Origin of the sequence: Kribbella antibiotica (assembly GCF_004349055.1) — a bacterium.
GTDB lineage: Bacteria > Actinomycetota > Actinomycetes > Propionibacteriales > Kribbellaceae > Kribbella > Kribbella antibiotica.
Genome location: NZ_SMKX01000030.1, coordinates 46,315 through 63,045, shown reverse-complemented (window position 1 = coordinate 63,045; position 16,731 = coordinate 46,315). Strand labels below are relative to the sequence as shown.

The window sequence follows — 16,731 nt, the reverse complement described above, 5'->3', positions numbered from 1 at the left end:
TTGAGGTCATAGCTTCGGCGGCATGAAGACGATTCAGCTGCATGCGTTCGGACCGCCGGAGAACCTGCGCTACGAGGAGGCTCCGGATCCGGTGCCGGGGCCCGGCTACGTGCTGATCCAGGTCGAGGCGGCCGGGGTCCACCTGCTCGACACGTTTCTTCGGGCCGGAGATTTCGAAGGGAGCCCGTTCTCCGCTCCCGAGCTGCCGACGATTCCGGGCCGGGAGGTCGCCGGGATCGTGCGGGAGGCCGGGCCGGAGGTCGACCGCGAGTGGGTCGGCAAGCGGGTGGTCGTCCACCTCGGGATGGTGCCCGGCGGGTACGCCGAACTGGCGGTCGCGAAGGTCGAGTCGCTGTACGAGCTTCCTGATCACGTGGACGGCGTACAGGCGGTGGCGGCGATCGGGACCGGGCGGACTACTGCCGGGATCCTCGCGCAGGCAGCGCTCACGCCGGATGACGTCGTACTGGTGACTTCGGCTGCGGGCGGGATCGGCGCCTACCTGATTCAGGCTGCGCGCAATGTCGGTGCGTCGGTGATCGGGCTCGCGGGTGGGCCGGCCAAGGTTCAGTTGGTGCGGGACCTTGGTGCGCAGTACGCCGTGGACTACAACGATCCGAACTGGGCAAGCGCTCTGCAGGACGAGATCGGCAGCAAGCGGCCTGTCACTGTGATGCTCGACGGAGTGGCGGGCCCGAGTGGGCGTCTGGCGCTGGAGCTTGTCGGCGACGGTGGCCGGGTGCTGACGTTCGGGTGGTCGGGTGGAGAACGCCTGCCGGTGGACTCCCCTGATCTGTCCACCCGCGGCGTCTCCGTCACCGAAGCCCTCGGCGATATCCGCAGCCGGCTCCGGGAGTTCGAGGGCGCGGCCCTCGACCACGTTGTCGAGGGCCGCTGGAGAGCGCTCTCGACCACGTTCCCGCTCTCCGAGGCACCGTCCGCTCACCGGGCGCTCGAAGAACGGAAGACCGTGGGCAAGGTCGTTCTCCTGCCTTGAGTCCCCGCACACACTGCGGCCTTCTCCCCACCTCATCAGGGAGAAGGCCGCGGTGCGGGGATGAGCCACGGAGGACCTGGTGGGTTCCTCCGTGGCCCCGTTCGGTTAGTAGATGGTGTAGCCGAAGGTCGCCTTGCCGGTGGCGCCGCCGGAGTCCTTACCGGTGACGGTCACCGAGTAGGTGCCCCGCGTGGACGGCATCCCGGCGATCGAACCCGACGAGCTGATCGTCAGGCCGGGCGGCAAACCGGTGGCGGTGTAGGTGATCGGCAGTCCGGCGCTGGAGGTGCCGCGCACCTGCAGCGGGAAGGCCTGCCAGCCGACGAACCCGAACTGGCTGCCGGGGTTCTCCACTGTCACCGTGCCGGTCTGGGTTCCGGTCACCGTCAGCCGGTACGTCGACTCGTGGCTGACCGCTCCGGTCCCCTTCACCACGATGTCGTACGAACCGGCCGCCGTCGACGCGGACGCTGCTACCGTCAGCGTCGACGACGAGCCCGACGTCACGCTGGTCGGCGAGAACGTCGCAGTCACCCCGGTCGGCAGTCCGCTCGCGGCCAACTGCACCGACTGCGCGTCACCGCTCGTGGTGGCTGTCTTCACGGTTGTCTGCACCGAGTTGCCCGGGGCAACCGAACCACTGGCCGGGTCGAGGCTCAGGCTGAAGTCGTTCCCGGCCGGCGGCTGGTCGCCGACAGCCAGCTTCCAGAGCCCGTACGCCGCCGCGTCGGCGCTGCGGTCGAGTACGGTCGCCGCGATGTTCGACGGGTACTTGTCACACGCCTGGTGGTAGCAGGGGTCGTATCCCGATCCAGCGGTGCCGCCCCACTTCTGTGCCTGCGCACTTGTCTTGCGGGCACTGGCCCCGGCGGCGACACCGCTGGTCGGGATCCCGGCATTCTTGAAGGACGCGTCGTCCGAACGTCCCGCACCTTCGGTGTTCTCCTCCGGAGCCAGGTTCAGCCCGTCGTAGAACGCCTTCAGTACCTTGCCGGTGTCCGTGGTGATGTTGTTGACGAAGTAGCCCGCGTTGGTGGACGCGACCATGTCGAAGTTCAGGTAGGCCTTGATCTTCGACTTGTCGGCCGACGGCAGCTGGGCGACGTAGAACTTCGAGCCGTTCAGGCCCTGCTCCTCATCGGTCCACCAAGCGAACCGCACGTGCTTGGCCAGCGTCGGCTTCTGCTGTGCCAGTGCGAGAGCGACCTCGAGAATCGCGGCCGAGCCCGAACCGTTGTCGTTGCTGCCCGGACCGGCGCTCACGCTGTCCAGGTGCGCACCCAGCATGATCACCTGGTTCGCGTCCCCACCCGGGAAGTCGGCGATCAGGTTGTCCGACGGGTACTGGCAGTTCGTGCAGCGCTGCTTGGCAACCGTGTAGCCGGCGTCGCGCAGCTTGCCTTCGATGTAGCTGACCGACGCGGTGTAGCCCGCGCTCCCGGCCCGGCGGTTGCCGCCGTTGTTGTCCGCCGCCGTCTGCAGCGCCTGCAGATGCGCCTTCACCTTCTCGACGTCGATATTCGGTACGCCGGCGGGCGGGGTGGAACCGCCGACGGTCAGCCGGTACGTCGCCGTACGGTCGACGTTGGCACCGTCGCCGGTGATCTTCACGTCGTACGCGCCTTCCGGCGTGGTCGACGTCGTGGTGATCTTCAGCGTCGACGAGTTGCCGGACTGGATCGAGGCCGGGTCGAACGCCGCGGTCGCGCCGGACGGGAGACCGGTGGCGGTCAACTGGACCGACTGCGCCGAGCCACTGCCGATGACCGTGTTCACGGTCGCGGAAACGCTCTCGCCGGGCTTCGCCGAACCGTTGGCCGGGGAGACCGACATGGTGAAGTCGTTACCGGTCGGGGCGCAGGTCGCCTCACCGGACTGCGACGGGACCGATACGGCGTCCCAAGCAGCCTTGACCTTGCCGTGCCACGCGCAGCTGCTGTCCAGGTTCTTGGCAGCGTTCAGCGTGACCGAGCGCCACTTGCCGTAGGACATGTTCGACGTCTTCGACAACATCGCGTTGTAGAAGATCTTGCCGGCGTCCTCGATACCGATCCCGGTCAGCGTCGTGTTGTTACACGTCGGGCTGGTCGGCTTGCCGTTGCCGGGATTGGTGCCCTCGGCAAGCAAGTAGAACCAGTGGTTCATCGGACCGGCCGCGGCGTGCACCGAGCTCGGCAGGCTGCTGGAGTTGCAGTCCGGGTGCCCGGAGACCTTCGACGGCTGGTACATGTACCGGATCGGGCCTTGGCCCTGCAGATCGATCTTCTCGCCGACCTCGTAGTCCGGCGCGTCGTTCGGGTTGTTCAGGTACGCCTCGGTGAGCGCTCCCCAGATGTCCGCGACCGATTCCTGCGACGGGTGCCCGGAGATCCCGCCGGGGGTGTTCGCGTCCAGCCCGTGACCGTACTCGTGGGCGACCACGTCGATGCCGGTGATCCAGTTGTTCGCGTTGTTGTAGCCGAAGACGACACCGTCCGGGTTGTACTGCGAACCCCAGTAGGCGTTGACGTCGCCGAGACCGACGAGCGCGTCGGCCCACTTGCCCTGGTTGTCCAGGCCGTTGCGCCCGTACCAGTTCTTCAGCAGATCCCACTCGCCGGCGGCGGTGTTCATGACGTCGACACAGCCGGCCTCGCGGTCGGTCTTCGAGGTGCTGCCCCAGGTGTCGTCGGGGCCCGAGAAGGTGGTGCCGTTCGACTGGTTGCCACAGCGCAGCGACGGCCGCGCCGGGTCAACCATCGAGTAGGTCGACCCGGACTGCGTCGTACCGATGGTCAGGTTCGAGCCGTTCCAGATACCGGTCCCGGTACCGGCCGCGCTCTCCTCGATCGTGTGTACGACCTTGCCGGTCTTGGCGTCGACGTACACCTTCTGGCGGGTTGCCTCACCGTGGTCGCGGCCCTGGACCCGGGCCTCCCACGCGAGCACCGGCTTGGCGCCACCGGCGTACACGACCAGCGTCGGCTCACCAGGAACCGTGTCGGCCTTCTCGATCGTCTTGCGGGCCGCCTTCTGGGCGGCTGCCTTCGTCACCTCCGGCGTGCGGTCGACGGAGATCGGTTGTTTCTGCGCGACGGTGATGCCCTTCGCGTTACCGGCCGCGTCGGTCGTGACGACGAAGTCGCCGCCGATCACGGCAAGGTCGTTGTACGTGCGCTGGTAGGCGACGTACTGCAGACCCCACGGTGTGGTGATGTCCTGCTGTCGGATGAACCGGTCCCCAGGTCCGGCCTTCAGTTCGGCAGCCCGGCCTTCGACCAGACGGTCGGCGGTGCGGATCGCGGCAGCCCGCGGATCGGGCTTTGGTGCAGCGCTCTCGCCGGCGTCAGCCGACGGGAGCTTGGTGGTGATCACAGCGGTGGCCAGAAGCGCGAGACTCAGCACGCCTCCGACTGTCGCTGTACGCAGGGCAGTGCGTTTCACTGGGACACGTCCTCACTAGAAGGGGGCGGGGACCCCGCCACCGGCCGCTGGGGCTGCAGTCCGGTCCGGCCGGTGGCGGAATGAAGAGGACGCCGGCCGCCGGCAGGGCGGGCAGGTGAACGTCCGGCGTCCTCTGTTGGTCGACATTGACACCTCTACGTGATGGATGTCGTATCCCAGCAGGGCATAACCTCCCCGCTATGGAGCTAGAAATCCGCCATCTCCGCGTGGTGTGCCGGCTCGCGGACACTGGCAGCGTTTCCAAGGCCGCGGCGGCGCTCGGCGTCTCTCAACCGTCGCTCACCGCCCAGCTGCACCGCATCGAGGAGGCGGTCGGCGGCTCACTGTTCGCGCGCGGTACGACGGGCGTCGTACCGACTCCGCTGGGTAAACATGTGCTGTCGCGGTCGCGGGCGATGCTCGCCGACATGGACGAGCTGATCGGATCGAGCCGGCGTTATACCTCTGGATCCGGAACCCTGCGGCTCGGTTCGTCGCGCACAGTGATGTTCGGTGCCTGGCTGGCGCGGCTCGAGGGAGCGCTCTCCGGTCGTGAGATCACCACTCAGGTGGACTCGTCGAGCGCCGTCCTCACCGAACTGCTGGCCGCCGACATCCTCGATATCGCGATGATCGGGCGAGCCGAGGACGCCTACGCGCCGCCCTGCCCGGCGGGCGTCCGGGAGCAGACGATGGTCTTCCCGGAACCGTTCTCGATCGCGATCCCCGCCGACCACCCGCTGGCCGGCGCCGACGAGGTCAAGCTCGTCGAGCTGGCCGACGATGTCTGGATCTGCCCACCGGCCGGTAAGGAAGATGGCGAGCTCGCCTACCTCCGGGACGTCTGCGAGGACGCCGGCTTCACCCCGCAATTCCGCTACGGCAACCTCGACACAACCGAGATCGAGCAGCTGATCGGCGCCGGCCGCGGCATCTGCCTGTGTGCTCCCACCGTGCGCGAACTCCCCCGCACCGTCGTGAAGCCACTGGCCGGCCACCCCCTGCGCTGGCGCCGCACCCTCCGCTGGCGCCACGACAACGTCAGCCAGGAAACGGTCAACGCGATCCACCAGGCCTTCGTCGACACCTACCGCGAAACCATCGCCGCCAACGCGTCCGCCCGCTCGTGGTGGGAAGGCCGCCCCGAGGCGCATCCCACCGTCATCGACCCGGGCTAACTACTCCGTGGCGCGTACATGATGACAACGACACCCACCAGACAGATCGCCGCACCGATCAGGTCCCACCGGTCGGGCCGGAACTTGTCGACCAGCATGCCCCAGGCCAACGACCCCGCCACGAACACTCCGCCGTACGCCGCGAGGATCCGTCCGAAGTTCGGATCGGGCTGGAAGGTCGCCACGAAGCCATAGGCGCCGAGGGCAATCACTCCCCCGGCGATCCACCACAATCCCCGGTGCTCGCGCCAGCCCTGCCAGATCAGCCAGGCACCGCCGATCTCAGCGATAGCGGCCAGCACGAACAGGCCCACTGAGCGCAGCACGTTCAGGCGCCGGCTTCGTCGCTCCACGTCAGAATGAAAGCCACCGCGCCGAAGCTGAGCTGATCACCCGGCCGGACCCTCACGGGCGTGGTGATTCGGCGCCCGTTGTGTTCGGTGCCGTTCATCGAGCCGAGATCGCGCACCATCCAGCCGTCCCCGACGTGGCGAAGCTCAGCGTGGCACCGCGACACCGAAATATCGGCGAGCCTCAGCGTTGCGCCGTCGCCGCGGCCGACCCGCACAGTCGGCGAACCAGCCGGCGGCAGCGCCAAACTCTGCACCGGTACGACGGGCAACTCGCGCGGAGCCAGCGGAATCCCCAGGACGTCCTCAAGCCGCCGCCACACCTCGAGCCGCTTCGTCCGAGCCCTCACTTGACGGGCGAACGCCTTCAGCCTCGGTTCCTGACGCGGCAGATCCTCGACGACCGAGGCCAACTCACCCCGGCTCTGCGCACCCAGCACAAAATTCATCCGCCGAATGAACGTGTCGTGCGACAACCGGCCCGACCCAGCACCGTCCCGCAAGATCGCGAGCGCACGATCCCGCTCCGCGTCCGACGGACGCGTGCTGGTCAGCGGGGCCGAGGTCATCGCACCATTGTCCGACCACTCCGGGCCACTGTCCACAGACCTCGCGGGCCGTGCCCTACTTGCACTGCATCCGATCGTCCTTCAACTCGAAGGCCGCAGTGCGGTCCGGTGCGGTTGATGGTGAGTGAGAATGGCGGGATGGACCTGCCAGTGAACCCGCCGGTGAAGCCGATGCTTGCGAAGCCCGTGAAGGGGATTCCCCGCGGCGAGCTGAGCTACGAGCCGAAGTGGGACGGATTTCGCTCGATCATCTTCCGCGACGGTGACGAGGTGGAGATCGGGAGCCGGAACGAGAAGCCGATGACCCGGTACTTCCCGGAGCTCGTCGAGGCGCTCAAGGCGAATCTGCCCGAGCGCTGCGCGATCGACGGGGAGATCATCGTGATTGGCGAGTCGGGTGATCGGCTCGACTTCGAGGCGTTGCAGCAGCGGATCCACCCGGCCGCGAGCCGGGTGAACATGCTGTCGGAGAAGACGCCGGCGCGGTTCGTCGCGTTCGACCTGCTGGCGCTGGGTGATGAGGACTTCACCGAGCGGCCGTTCGCAGAGCGTCGTACGGCGTTGCTGGGAGCGCTCGCGGAAGCGAAGCCGCCGATCCACATCACGCCGGCCACGACCGACCACGACACCGCTGGGCAGTGGTTCGAGCAGTTCGAGGGCGCGGGGCTGGACGGGCTGATCGCGAAGCCGCTCGACGGGCTCTACCTGCCGGACAAGCGCACCATGTTCAAGGTGAAGCCGGAGCGTACGGCGGACTGCGTGGTCGCCGGCTACCGGCTGCACAAGAGTGGCCCCGACCGAATCGGTTCGCTACTGCTCGGCCTCTACAACTCCGAAGGCACGCTCGCGAGCGTAGGCGTGATCGGCGCGTTTCCGATGGAGCGGCGTATGGAGCTGTTCGAGGAGATGCAGGAGCTGGTCACCACGTTCGACGACCACCCGTGGGCGTGGGCCAAACAAGAAGAAGGAACCCGTACGCCGCGCAACGCCGAAGGCAGTCGCTGGCAGGCCGGCAAGGATCTGTCGTTCACTCCATTGCGCCCCGAGCGTGTTGTCGAGGTCCGCTACGACCACATGGAAGGCGTCCGCTTCCGCCACACGGCTCAGTTCGTGCGGTGGCGCCCGGACCGCACGCCCGAGTCGTGCAACTACGAGCAGCTCGAAGAGCCGGTCAAGTTCGACCTGGCCGACGTACTGACGAGTGCGACCAGCTGATGATCTACGGACTCTACAAGCGCTCGCTGCGCCGCCAAGTCGCAAAACTCCCCCAGCCGAAGCACGTCGCGATCGTCATGGACGGCAACCGCCGCTGGGCACGCCAGGCCGGACTGAGCGACGTACGGCTGGGTCATCGTTTCGGCGCCCAGCACCTCGAGCAGTTCCTCACGTGGTGCGCCGGCGCGGGCATCACCTGCGTCACCGCCTGGGTCGCCTCAGCAGACAACATCAGCCGACGCGACTCCGCCGAAGTCGACTACCTCATGCAGCTGGCCGAGACCGTCATTGCCGACCACGTACGGCGCGACCACCGCTGGCGACTGCATGTCGCCGGGCAGCTGGATCTTCTCCCCGACTCAACCGCCCGCGCGCTCAAGGAAGCCGTCGAGGCGACCCGCGACCGAGTGAACGCCGGCGACCTGACCATTGCGATTGGTTACAGCGGTCGGCTCGAGGTGGTCGACGCATTACGCGGCGTACTGGACGAGGCAGCGGCTTCCGGCCGCGACCTCACCGACGTTGCCGCAGAGCTAACCGAGGACGACATCACCCGGCACCTCTACGTACCCGGCCTCCCCGACGCCGACCTGGTGATCCGCACCAGCGGCGAGCTGCGCATGTCCGACTTCCTGCTCTGGCAAGCAACACACTCCGACATCGAGTTCTGCGACCTGTACTGGCCGGCATTCCGCGAGATCGACCTCCTCCGAGCCCTCCGCACCTACGGCCGCCGCAAAGCACTCACCCACCCCTGACCCCGGCACAAGCCTTGAGCACGGTTCAGTCGTTTCGAGGGGCGTCTGATGACTGATCGGTGCTCAAAGGGATGGCTGGCGTCTCGGAGCCTTGGTCAAGATCAGGTGACTGGAACGATCCAGTTGAGCATGTGGACGCACGACGGGGGCACTATGGGTCTACGTGACCTGGAGGTGCGCCATGTACGACGTCGTACTGCTCGTGGAACAGGAACTGTCGGAGCCGGACGCGAAGCGTGTGGTTGAGCTGCACGAGGACATGCCTGATGAGGTGAAGTACCACGTGCTGGTGCCGTGCCACAACGCCGAGGCCGGCGTGGAGGCCTCGATCAGCGCGCTCGGCACGGCTGATCTCTACGGCCCGGGGCTTGCCACGCAGCGGCAGGATCTGGCCGAGGCGCAGAAGGCGATCGACAGCGAGGCCAAGGGGTGCAGCGGCCGGAGCGTGCAGCGGCTGCGTGATCTCGGGCAGACCGCTGAGGGCGGGATCACCCACGACCGGCCGATCGACGCGCTTATTGCAACTGTGGAGGCATCGACAGGCCAGGAGGTCGTGATCCTGACCCGGCCACATGTTGTTGCGGAGTTCTTCCACCTGGACTGGACGAACTCGGCCCGCCGGCACCTGAAAGTCCCGGTCCTGCATCTGCTGGAGCAGGAGCCGCAGTCCTAGCGGTTTAACAGGGCCACGTAGGTGATGCCCGCGGCCAGCGCACCGATCAGCAGTGACAACGACGTCCGCAGGACGCGGTCGCCGACCTTGCCGTAGTGCTGGCCGTCTTCGGAGTGGTAGGCGACCTTGTAGCCCGCGTACCCGGCGAGGAGGACCAGCGCCAGCTTGATCATCCGCATCCCTCCACTCGGCTCAGGTCAACGGTAGCGCGGTCTCTGCGAACTGGGTGTGATAGAGATCGGCGTACTCGCCATTGCGCGCGAGGAGCTGTTCGTGTGTCCCGCGTTCGACGATGTTGCCGTGGTCAACGACCAGGATCAGGTCGGCGTTGCGGACCGTCGACAACCGGTGCGCGATCACCAGCGACGTCCGGCCCTCCAGCGCCGTGTCGAGCGCCCGCTGGACGTGCACCTCGGACTCTGAATCCAGGTGTGCCGTGGCTTCATCCAGTACGACGATCTGCGGTGCCTTCAGCAACAACCGCGCAATCGCGAGCCGCTGCCGCTCACCGCCGGACAACCGGTGACCGCGATCCCCGACGACGGTGTCCAGACCGTCCGGCAACGACTCCACCAGCTCCCAGACCTGCGCCGATCGCAAGGCCTCGATCATCTCCGCGTCGGTCGCATCGGGCTTGGCGTAGTTCAGGTTCGCGCGGATCGTGTCGTGGAACATGTGCGCGTCCTGCGTGACGTATCCGATCCGGTCGTGCAGCGACTGCAGCGTCACATCCCGTACGTCGGCTCCTCCGATCCGGACGGCTCCCCCACTGACGTCGTACAGGCGGGCGACCAGATTCGTGATCGTGGTCTTGCCAGCACCGGACGGGCCGACCAGCGCGACCATCTGACCAGGCTGTACGACGAAGTTCACGTCCTCGAGGACTGGCGCGGAGACGCGCTTGTCCAGCACGGCAACCGACTCGAGACTCGCGAGCGAGACCTGCTCGGCGGTCGGATACGCGAACGCCACATGGTCGAACTCGACACTCGCCGCATCCTTGGGCAGGTCGGTCGCCTCCGGCGCATTGCGAATCATCGGCTCCAGGTCGAGCACCTCGAAGACACGCTCGAACGACACCAGCGCAGTCATCACATCGACGCGGACATTGGAGAGCGCGGTCAACGGGCCGTAGAGACGACCGAGCAGCGCAACCAACGCGAGCAGCGTCCCGACGGTCAGGGTCTGACGTACGGCGAGGTTGCCACCGACGCCGTACACGAGAGCTGTTGCCAGCGCGGCGACCAGCGTCAGCGCGGTGAAGAAGACTCGGCCGAGCATCGCGATCCGGATGCCCAGGTCGCGCACCTCACCGGCGCGCTCGCCGAAATCGCGGTTCTCGATCGCGGGCTGGCCGAACAGCGTCACCAGGAGCGCGCCACCGACGCTGAACCGCTCGGTCATCGACGTCGACATCCCGGCGTTCAGATTCATTTGCTCGCGCGTCATCGAGGCGAGCCGGCGGCCGAGGATGCGGGCCGGAATCAGGAAGATCGGCAGCATCAGGATCGCGACCAGGGTCAACTGCCAGCTCAGCACGAGCATCGCGCCGACGACGAGGATCAGGCTGATCACGTTCGAGACCACGCCGGACAGCGTCGAGGTGAAGGCTTGCTGCGCGCCGATCACGTCGTTGTTGAGCCGGGAGACGAGCGCGCCGGTCTGCGTGCGGGTGAAGAACGCGACCGGCATCTGCTGGACGTGCGCGAACACCTTCGTGCGCAGGTCGAAGATCAGACCCTCACCGATCCGCGCCGAGAACCAGCGCTGCATCAGCCCGAGCGCCGCCTCGACGACCGCCAGCCCGGCGACCACCAGGGCCAGCGCGGTGACCAGACCGCCGTTCCCCTTGATGATGCCGTCGTCCACGATCTTCTTGAACAGCAGCGGCGACGCGATGACGAGGACCGCCGCCACGATCACCAGCAGCAGGAACAGCGTGATCTGCACCTTGTAGGGCTTCGCGAACGCGGCAATCCGGCGCAGCGTCCCCTTGGCCAGCTTCTGATCCTTGACCGACGAGTCCATCCGCCGCCAGTTCGCGGCGCCCATCGGCATCCCGCCACCCATACCCGACATCCACTGACCTCTCTTCGCGTGAACCTTCACAACACGTCAGGTCCCGCAGATCTTCCGATACGCAACCACTGGTTGCACATCGCCGCCGGATCTACTATCGTCATGTGCAACAAAAGGTTGCGAAAGAAAGAGACGGCAATGACTCGAAGCATCGCACGCGACATCCGGATCGACGCCTCCCCCGAGGTCGTCTACGAGGTCGTCAGTACGCCGGAACACCTGCGCGGGTGGTGGCCGGACGACGCCGACCTGACCGCCGTACCGGGGGCGGCCGGCACGATCACCTTCGGGACCGACAAGGTCGAGGCGCTGACCGTCGTCGACGCCGACCCGCCGCGGAAGTTCTCCTTCCGCTGGTCGTACGGCGTGGGCAACGTGCCGGCCACGGGCAATTCGGTGCTCGCGACGTTCGAGCTGATCCCGGACGGCGACGGCACGCTGCTGCGGTTCAGCGAGACCGGGTTCGACGAGATCCCCACCGGCGACGAACTGTTCGAGTCGCACACGACCGGCTGGAACCACTTCCTGCCGCGACTGGCGCCGTACGCGGAGAAAGTCGCTTGAGCATCGACGACGAGCTCTGGTCGGCGATCGGCGACCCGACCCGGCGGGAGATGCTCGACCTCCTGCTCGCGGCCGGCGGCGGTACGGCGACCTCGCTGAGCGAACGACTCCCGGTCACCCGGCAGGCGGTCGCGAAGCACCTCGCCGTACTGGAACGTATCGGGCTGGTGCACGCCACCGTCGCCGGACGCGAACGCATCTACACGGTCGACGAAGAGCAACTCGCCCGCGCAGTCGCACAACTCTCGACCGTCCGCGACGCCTGGGACGGCCGCCTGCAACGCATCAAGCGGATGGCAGAAGCCATCCAAGCTGCATCCATTCAGAAGGCCAGAAAGAGGTAAGCAACATGGTGGACATCCTGCACCGCATCGGCGTCCTGGCTTCGGTCGACGACGTCTACAAGTCCCTCGACACCATCGACGGCCTGGCCGCCTGGTGGACCGAGGACACCCACGCCACCGACGGCGTGATCAAGTTCCGCTTCGGCGCGGCCGGCGGCTTCGACATGAAGGTCCTGGACAGCATCCCCGGCGAGCTCGTCCGCTGGGAGGTCGTCGACGGCCCCGCCGAGTGGATCGGCACGCACGTCCGCTTCGACCTCACCCAGGAGGACGACTACGCGATCGTCATGTTCCGCCACGAAGGCTGGCAGGAGCAGGTCCCCTTCATGTACCACTGCAGCACGAAGTGGGCCACCTTCCTGATGAGCCTCAAAAAGCTCGTCGAAACCGGCACCGGCGACCCCGCCCCCAACGACGTACAAGTAAGCAACTGGCACTGACGTGGGCGTGGACGTAGCGCTGTTCCAGGTCGACCAGCCCGGGAGCAGCCCGCGACGACGGCGGCTGACGCAACTGGCCGTCGTACCGGATGCTGCCGATCTGTTTGCCCGCCTCTGCCAGCGCAGCGCGTTGCCCCTGCTGAGCCGCGTTGATCCGTACGCCGATCTGGCGCTCACGTCGGCCGAGATGGAGCAACTGCTGGCCGAGCTCAGCACCGAGCTCGGCGCAGCGACCTCAGACGGCGAGCGCGAGTTGCTCGCAGCCGTCCTGGCGCTGGCCGAGCGGTGCGCACTGGGCGAGGGCTTGGAGCTGCACCTGCAGGGCGACTGATCAGCCGAAGGCGGCGAGGAGTTCTTTGAGACGGCGTTCTTGGGCGGCGCCTTCGGCCTTCAGCTGGTCGGCGTAGGAGCGGTCCGCTGCGCCCAGGAGCAGCGCCTTGGTTTCGCGGATGGCGCCGGCGAGCGGAGTCAGTACGGCGTCGGTCAGGTCCTTGACCGTTGCGGCCAGCTCGTCGGCCGGTACGACGATGTTCGCGAGACCGATCTCCTTGGCCTCAGCCGCCTCGACCCAGCGCCCGGTTGCGCAGATCTCGAGCGCACGGGAGTAGCCGACGAGCTGGACCAGCGGCTGCGTGCCACCGAGGTCGGGGACCAGGCCGAGGGACAGCTCGCGCATGCTGAACTTGGCATCCGGCGTCAGCACCCGCAGGTCACAGGCGAGCGCGAGCTGGAACCCGGCTCCGACCGCGTGACCCTGGACGGCCGCGATGCTGATGATGTTCGGGTTCCGCAGCCAGGTGAAGCCGGCCTGGAACTCCTTGACGAGCTCGTAGACCTCCTCGGTCGGCTTCGCGCCGATGGACAGCAACGGCTCCTGACCCAGGTCGTTGTCGCCCATGATCAGCCGCCGGTCGAGGCCCGCCGAGAACGACGGCCCCTCCCCCGACAGCACAACCACCCGTACGTCGTCCGGCAGCGACCGGCCGAATTCGCCCAGCGCACTCCACATGGCCGGGGTCTGCGCGTTGCGCACCTCCGGCCGGTCCAGTACGACGCGAGCCACTGAGCCATCCACCGAGAACCGCAGTCCGAGATCAGTCATACGCCGTACATTACCCTGCGGTAGCTTAGGCGAGCGACACCAAGTCGGCGTAGTCGTTCGTCCACAGGTCCTCGACGCCATCCGGGAGCAGCAGCACGCGCTCCGGCTCCAGGGCCTGTACGGCGCCCTCGTCGTGGGTGACGAGCACGATCGCGCCCTTGTACGAGCGGATCGCGTTCAGCACCTCTTCACGCGACGCCGGGTCCAGGTTGTTGGTGGGCTCGTCGAGGAGCAGCACGTTGGCGGCCGAGACAACCAGCGTGGCCAGCGCCAGCCGGGTCTTCTCCCCACCCGACAAGACGCTCGCAGGCTTGTCGGCGTCGTCCCCGGAGAACAGGAACGCACCGAGCACACTGCGCGCCTGGGTCTCATTCAGATCCGGGGCGGCGGTCTTCATGTTCTCCAGGACCGTCCGGTCCACGTCCAGGGTGTCGTGCTCCTGGGCGTAGTAGCCGAGCTTGAGCCCGTGACCGTCGATAACCTCACCGGTGTCCGACTTCTCGACCCCGGACAGGACGCGCAGCAGTGTCGTCTTCCCGGCACCGTTCAGCCCCAGTACGACGACGCGCGAGCCGCGGTCGATCGCCAGGTCGACGTCGGTGAAGATCTCCAGCGAGCCGTACGACTTGGACAGCTCCTTCGCCATCAACGGCGTCTTGCCGCACGGAGCCGGAGACGGGAACGAGATCTTCGCGACGCGGTCGGAACGACGCTCGTCCTCGAGCCCCGACATCAACTGCTCGGCGCGCTTCAGCATCTGCTGCGCCGCCGTGGCCTTGGTCGCCTTGGCGCGCATCTTGTTCGCCTGGTCGACGAGCTGGGTCGCCTTCTTCTCGGCGTTGGAGCGCTCCCGCTTACGGCGGCGCTCGTCCTGCTCACGCTGCGTCAGGTAGACCTTCCAGCCGACGTTGTAGACGTCGATCTCGGCCCGGTTCGCATCCAGGTGGAAGACCCGGGTGACCGTCTCCTCGAGCAGGTTCACATCGTGGCTGATCATGATCACGCCACCGGGATACGTCTTGAGGAAGTCGCGCAGCCAGACGATCGAGTCCGCATCGAGGTGGTTGGTGGGCTCGTCGAGCAGCAGCGTCTCCGCCTGCGCGAACAGAATCCGCGCCAGCTCAACCCGCCGCCGCTGACCACCCGACAACGTGTGCAACGGCTGTCCGAGCACCCGATCCGGCAGGCCCAGGTTCGCCGCGATCCGAGCGGCCTCCGACTCAGCGGCGTACCCGCCGGCTGCATGCAGCTCAGCCTCGGCCCGCTCATACCGCCGCATGCCCTTGGCGCGCGTCTTCTCATCCGCGCTGGCCATCGACTTCTCCGCTTGACGCATCCGGTGCACAACCTCGTCCAGCCCGCGCGCGGACAGGATCCGGTCCCGAGCCAGTACGTCGAGGTCGCCCGTCCGCGGATCCTGCGGCAGATACCCGATCTCGCCCGACTTCGTCACCGACCCACTCGCCGGCAACCCCTCACCGGCCAGGATCTTGGTCAGCGTGGTCTTGCCGGCCCCGTTCCGCCCGACCAGCCCGACCTTGTCACCCGGGCCTACCCGGAACGACGCAGGAGCGAGAAGCTGCCGGGCACCGACACGCACCTCAAGGTTGGAGACAGTGATCATGGCGGCGCAGGTGTCCTCAAGGCTTGGGGGCGTACAGGTGGCGGATCGGCAACGCGGTTCACGACACGCCTTACATCCCTCGCTCTGAGCACTAGTGTATGCGGTTTGACGTCCTCCCCCACCCTAAGGGCCGGGGATTCCAGCTACCGCCCGGAGGCGGTCGGCTGAGGTTCACGCTTCGGCAAGGCCAATTGGGGCACCTCTCGGCGTGCGCTGACGGCCCGTCCGGCCGCGATATTGACTGCCGCGTTGACATCCGCATTCGCCTGGTGCCCGCAGGCAACGCACCGAAACTTCGCTTGGCTCTCGCGATTTCCGGGTGCGCAATGCCCACAGACGCTGCAGGTCTGCGATGTGAAGGCAGGGTTGACTTTCTCGACACGTCCCGGGGCCTTCTCCTCCAACCTGCGGACCAGCAGCCCCCATCCACTGGCAAGGATGCCCCGGTTGAGGCCCGCTTTAGCTCGTCGCCGGTTTGGCAAGTAGCCACCTGAATGCTCAGGATCCGGCTTGGGTTTCGGCCGCCTGATCATCGCGGTGATCCGTAGGTCTTCAACTCGGATGACGTCATACCGTCGCGCAAGATCGGTGCTGGTCTTCTCTATCCAATCCTTCCGACGGTCCCGTACCCGGGCGTGCAGCTTCGCGATCGCGACTCGTACCCGCCGACACCGCTGGGAACCTCGGCGACATCGGGCGAGGCGACGCTGCAAGCGCTCGAGACGCACCCGCTCGCTCTTCGAGATCACGGGACATGACAAGAGGTCACCGGTCGACAGGGCGGCCGACACGGCAACCCCAAGGTCCACTCCGACGGTCTTCCCTGTCCCGGGCGCGGGAATCGGCGGCGGGATCACGGCAAACGCCAGATACCAGCGGCCGAGCCGGTCACACTTGATGCGATAGGACTTCGCAGAGGGAGCAGTTCGGGACAGCCGGAACCGAACCCAACCGATCTTCGGCACCTTTACCGCAGCCCACTTGCGGCTCAGCTTGATGACCCGAGCCGCCTGCGTGCCGACAATCCGAAAGCCTTCGTGCTGCCCGGCTTTGCGCCAACTCGGCCTTCCGCCAGACCCGGCGTAGAACTGCTCAACCGCCTGAGTAAAGTCCCGCAATGCCTGCTGCTGCACGGTCTGCGAGCCAGCCCGCAACCAGCCGAACTCGGCCCGGGCAGCGGTCAACTGTCTGCACTGCTCGGCGAATCTCGGCGTCGGGCCCTTGTCGCGAGTCCACATCGACCACTGTTCAAGTGCCAGGTTCCACAGGTAGCGCGCATGGGTGCAGTGCTGCAATAACGCCGTCTCCTGGGTGGGAGTTGGGTACAGGCGGAACCGGGACATGGAATGATCCAAGCAGCCGGGACCGACAGTCCCTGATCTCGGAAAGGAGGAAGTCGCGACACCTCTACGGTC

Annotated in this window: 17 protein-coding genes; 9 read left to right on the top strand and 8 right to left on the bottom strand. The window is 66.9% G+C overall.

What is annotated here, in order from left to right; all coding sequences use genetic code 11:
• Window positions 1–22: 22 nt before the first annotated feature.
• Entirely contained in the window at window positions 23–997 is a 975-nt protein-coding gene (locus E1263_RS13300; RefSeq protein ID WP_132167572.1) for a zinc-binding dehydrogenase, read from the top strand.
• Between the two features lie 105 nt (window positions 998–1,102).
• On the opposite strand, the gene E1263_RS13295 is transcribed toward E1263_RS13300, so the two are convergent.
• Window positions 1,103–4,381 carry a M20/M25/M40 family metallo-hydrolase gene (locus tag E1263_RS13295; RefSeq protein ID WP_238161220.1) on the bottom strand — a complete coding sequence of 1,093 codons (3,279 nt, stop codon included), beginning with the start codon at window positions 4,379–4,381 and terminating at the stop codon, window positions 1,103–1,105.
• Window positions 4,382–4,620: 239 nt separating this feature from the next.
• Here E1263_RS13295 and E1263_RS13290 point away from each other — a divergent pair, with 239 nt between their 5' ends.
• Window positions 4,621–5,598, top strand: a complete 978-nt coding sequence (locus E1263_RS13290) for a LysR family transcriptional regulator (protein WP_132167570.1) — start codon at window positions 4,621–4,623, stop codon at window positions 5,596–5,598.
• Here the strand turns inward: E1263_RS13290 and E1263_RS13285 are convergent.
• Window positions 5,595–5,930, bottom strand: coding sequence for a YnfA family protein (locus tag E1263_RS13285; RefSeq protein WP_132167592.1), 336 nt, complete (start codon window positions 5,928–5,930; stop codon window positions 5,595–5,597). The genes E1263_RS13290 and E1263_RS13285 overlap by 4 nt on opposite strands.
• Window positions 5,927–6,517 carry a DUF1707 and FHA domain-containing protein gene (locus E1263_RS13280; protein WP_132167569.1) on the bottom strand — a complete coding sequence of 197 codons (591 nt, stop codon included), beginning with the start codon at window positions 6,515–6,517 and terminating at the stop codon, window positions 5,927–5,929. Before E1263_RS13280 ends, E1263_RS13285 begins: the two co-directional genes overlap by 4 nt.
• Window positions 6,518–6,655: 138 nt before the next feature.
• Between E1263_RS13280 and E1263_RS13275 the strand changes: the two genes are divergently transcribed.
• The 3 genes from E1263_RS13275 (at window position 6,656) to E1263_RS13265 (ending at window position 9,163) form a co-directional block, all read left to right on the top strand.
• The gene (locus E1263_RS13275; RefSeq protein WP_132167568.1) at window positions 6,656–7,732 is read left to right on the top strand and encodes an ATP-dependent DNA ligase; all 1,077 of its coding nucleotides are present in this window, start codon (window positions 6,656–6,658) and stop codon (window positions 7,730–7,732) included.
• Complete coding sequence (gene uppS / locus E1263_RS13270; RefSeq protein ID WP_132167567.1) at window positions 7,732–8,490, top strand: polyprenyl diphosphate synthase; 759 nt, start codon at window positions 7,732–7,734, stop codon at window positions 8,488–8,490. Before E1263_RS13275 ends, uppS begins: the two co-directional genes overlap by 1 nt.
• Window positions 8,491–8,653: 163 nt before the next feature.
• Window positions 8,654–9,163 (top strand): hypothetical protein, encoded by a 510-nt coding sequence (locus tag E1263_RS13265; RefSeq protein WP_238161219.1) that lies wholly within the window; start codon window positions 8,654–8,656, stop codon window positions 9,161–9,163.
• Here the strand turns inward: E1263_RS13265 and E1263_RS42690 are convergent.
• Together E1263_RS42690 and E1263_RS13260 are read right to left on the bottom strand one after the other, a co-directional pair.
• A complete protein-coding gene (locus E1263_RS42690) occupies window positions 9,160–9,336 on the bottom strand; it encodes a hypothetical protein (protein ID WP_165956596.1) in 177 nt (58 codons plus the stop codon). The two genes, E1263_RS13265 and E1263_RS42690, sit on opposite strands and share 4 nt — an antisense overlap.
• Before the next feature lie 19 nt (window positions 9,337–9,355).
• Entirely contained in the window at window positions 9,356–11,233 is a 1,878-nt protein-coding gene (locus E1263_RS13260; RefSeq protein ID WP_132167590.1) for an ABC transporter ATP-binding protein, read from the bottom strand.
• A gap of 147 nt (window positions 11,234–11,380) precedes the next feature.
• On the opposite strand from E1263_RS13260, the gene E1263_RS13255 reads away from it, so the two are divergent.
• Genes E1263_RS13255 through E1263_RS13240 form a run of 4 tightly spaced genes read left to right on the top strand, consistent with a single transcriptional unit; the run spans window position 11,381 to window position 12,921 of the window.
• Window positions 11,381–11,806 (top strand): SRPBCC domain-containing protein, encoded by a 426-nt coding sequence (locus E1263_RS13255; protein WP_132167566.1) that lies wholly within the window; start codon window positions 11,381–11,383, stop codon window positions 11,804–11,806.
• Window positions 11,803–12,150, top strand: coding sequence for an ArsR/SmtB family transcription factor (locus tag E1263_RS13250; RefSeq protein ID WP_132167565.1), 348 nt, complete (start codon window positions 11,803–11,805; stop codon window positions 12,148–12,150). Before E1263_RS13255 ends, E1263_RS13250 begins: the two co-directional genes overlap by 4 nt.
• Before the next feature lie 5 nt (window positions 12,151–12,155).
• Window positions 12,156–12,590 carry an SRPBCC family protein gene (locus E1263_RS13245; protein WP_132167564.1) on the top strand — a complete coding sequence of 145 codons (435 nt, stop codon included), beginning with the start codon at window positions 12,156–12,158 and terminating at the stop codon, window positions 12,588–12,590.
• Between the two features lie 7 nt (window positions 12,591–12,597).
• Window positions 12,598–12,921: a hypothetical protein gene (locus E1263_RS13240; RefSeq protein WP_132167563.1), complete on the top strand. Its 324-nt coding sequence runs from the start codon at window positions 12,598–12,600 to the stop codon at window positions 12,919–12,921.
• On the opposite strand, the gene E1263_RS13235 is transcribed toward E1263_RS13240, so the two are convergent.
• From E1263_RS13235 to E1263_RS13225, 3 genes are all read right to left on the bottom strand, one after another.
• Entirely contained in the window at window positions 12,922–13,692 is a 771-nt protein-coding gene (locus tag E1263_RS13235; protein WP_132167562.1) for an enoyl-CoA hydratase/isomerase family protein, read from the bottom strand.
• Window positions 13,693–13,717: 25 nt separating this feature from the next.
• Window positions 13,718–15,316 (bottom strand): ABC-F family ATP-binding cassette domain-containing protein, encoded by a 1,599-nt coding sequence (locus tag E1263_RS13230; RefSeq protein WP_132167561.1) that lies wholly within the window; start codon window positions 15,314–15,316, stop codon window positions 13,718–13,720.
• A 143-nt stretch (window positions 15,317–15,459) separates the two neighbouring features.
• The gene (locus E1263_RS13225) at window positions 15,460–16,659 is read right to left on the bottom strand and encodes an RNA-guided endonuclease InsQ/TnpB family protein (protein WP_132167560.1); all 1,200 of its coding nucleotides are present in this window, start codon (window positions 16,657–16,659) and stop codon (window positions 15,460–15,462) included.
• Window positions 16,660–16,731 lie beyond the last annotated feature (72 nt).

What these genes read in the sequence shown, in the direction of transcription:
- E1263_RS13300 (WP_132167572.1), top strand. Translation starts at nt 23, where the DNA reads ATGAAGACGATTCAGCTGCATGCGTTCGGACCGCCGGAGAACCTGCGC.
- E1263_RS13245 (WP_132167564.1), top strand. Translation starts at nt 12,156, where the DNA reads ATGGTGGACATCCTGCACCGCATCGGCGTCCTGGCTTCGGTCGACGAC.
- E1263_RS13230 (WP_132167561.1), bottom strand. Translation starts at nt 15,316, where the DNA reads ATGATCACTGTCTCCAACCTTGAGGTGCGTGTCGGTGCCCGGCAGCTT.
- E1263_RS13290 (WP_132167570.1), top strand. Translation starts at nt 4,621, where the DNA reads ATGGAGCTAGAAATCCGCCATCTCCGCGTGGTGTGCCGGCTCGCGGAC.
- E1263_RS13260 (WP_132167590.1), bottom strand. Translation starts at nt 11,233, where the DNA reads ATGGGTGGCGGGATGCCGATGGGCGCCGCGAACTGGCGGCGGATGGAC.
- E1263_RS13255 (WP_132167566.1), top strand. Translation starts at nt 11,381, where the DNA reads ATGACTCGAAGCATCGCACGCGACATCCGGATCGACGCCTCCCCCGAG.
- E1263_RS42690 (WP_165956596.1), bottom strand. Translation starts at nt 9,336, where the DNA reads ATGATCAAGCTGGCGCTGGTCCTCCTCGCCGGGTACGCGGGCTACAAG.
- E1263_RS13275 (WP_132167568.1), top strand. Translation starts at nt 6,656, where the DNA reads ATGGACCTGCCAGTGAACCCGCCGGTGAAGCCGATGCTTGCGAAGCCC.
- uppS (WP_132167567.1), top strand. Translation starts at nt 7,732, where the DNA reads ATGATCTACGGACTCTACAAGCGCTCGCTGCGCCGCCAAGTCGCAAAA.
- E1263_RS13280 (WP_132167569.1), bottom strand. Translation starts at nt 6,517, where the DNA reads ATGACCTCGGCCCCGCTGACCAGCACGCGTCCGTCGGACGCGGAGCGG.
- E1263_RS13235 (WP_132167562.1), bottom strand. Translation starts at nt 13,692, where the DNA reads ATGACTGATCTCGGACTGCGGTTCTCGGTGGATGGCTCAGTGGCTCGC.
- E1263_RS13225 (WP_132167560.1), bottom strand. Translation starts at nt 16,659, where the DNA reads ATGTCCCGGTTCCGCCTGTACCCAACTCCCACCCAGGAGACGGCGTTA.